Raw genomic sequence first — 1,100 nt, 5'->3', positions numbered from 1 at the left:
CCGGAGATCTCGGCCCCCCTGCCCCCGGAGCAGCCCTCCACGGGCGTCCCGTCCCAGCCCGCGTACGGCTACCCCCCGGCGGCCCCCGCGCAACAGCCCACCCAGCCGGCCTACGGCTACCCACACCCCCAGCCGACCCCCGCCACCGCCAACGGCCCGGCGTACGGCTACCCCCAGCCCACGGCAGCGGCCCTGGACCCGAGCTTCCGCCTACCGCCGCAGGGGCCGCAGTTCATCGGCCGCTGAGGACCTGCGACCCGGGGGCGCCCCCGGGCGAACCAGATCCTCACCGCTGCTCGGCCTTTGTCTTGTAACCGCGCCCCCACTGCAGCCCCCACCCATACAACCGATCAAGTTCCGCCTGGAAGCCGTACACGAACTTCACTTCCCGGCGCACAGTGATCTCCCCCTTGACGTTCTCGATCATCACCACCGCGCACGACCGAGCCTGGGGGTGCCTCTCGTCCAGGCCTATCTCAATGCGCGGGCCGTTGCTCGGATACAGCGTCACGACCGCGTGCGTACGGTCGAACGCCGGCGTCTGGTCGTAGATGTAGACGAACACCAGCATCCGCTTGAAGGCGTCCCGGTGGTCCAGGTTGATGTACATCGTCTCGCCGGACCCCGACCCGAACCGGTCGTCCCCGCTGAGCCGCATGTACGGCGGATCGTTGATGTCCCCGAGGAAGCCGCCCAGCGGCTGCACGACCCCCTTCGTGCCGTCGGCCAGCTCGTACAGGCAGCCGAGGTCGAGGTCGACGTTCACCATGCTCTGGCTGTGCGCCTGCACCTCCTCCGGCCTGAGCGCCCTGAAGGGGTGCCGCAGCACACTCTGCCGCTTCGGCCCGCCGATGTCGGACGTCCGCATCCGCCAGGACAGGTTGACGCGCAGATGGCCCGCCGCGGCGTTCTGCTTGGAGAGGGACACCTTCTGGTGCCGCTTGGTCAGCTCGATCGCGTTGGTCGCCGCGTTGCCCGCGTCGAACTCCGAGGCCCGCCCGCGCCAGAGGTTGTCCAGGAAACTCATGCCCGCCCGCCCGCCCCACAACTAGCCGTGTCGTCGCGTCAACCACCAGCGGGGCGGCCGACGAGGACGAGTC

Annotated in this window: 1 protein-coding gene and 1 pseudogene; one reads left to right on the top strand and one right to left on the bottom strand. The window is 70.0% G+C overall.

Annotated features, from left to right (window positions below; translation table 11 throughout):
- Window positions 1-246, top strand: a pseudogene (locus ACFU53_RS48135) (TerD family protein); the annotation flags it as partial.
- A gap of 40 nt (window positions 247-286) precedes the next feature.
- Here ACFU53_RS48135 and ACFU53_RS48130 read toward each other — a convergent pair.
- On the bottom strand, window positions 287-1,027 hold the full coding sequence (locus ACFU53_RS48130) for a Tellurium resistance (RefSeq protein WP_384007058.1): 741 nt from the start codon (window positions 1,025-1,027) through the stop codon (window positions 287-289).
- Between the last annotated feature and the right edge of the window lie 73 nt (window positions 1,028-1,100).

Source organism: Streptomyces sp. NPDC057474, from assembly GCF_042802555.1.
GTDB lineage: Bacteria > Actinomycetota > Actinomycetes > Streptomycetales > Streptomycetaceae > Streptomyces.
Note: the sequence above shows the minus strand (reverse complement) of the source record. Positions and strands in the feature narration are given on the sequence as shown.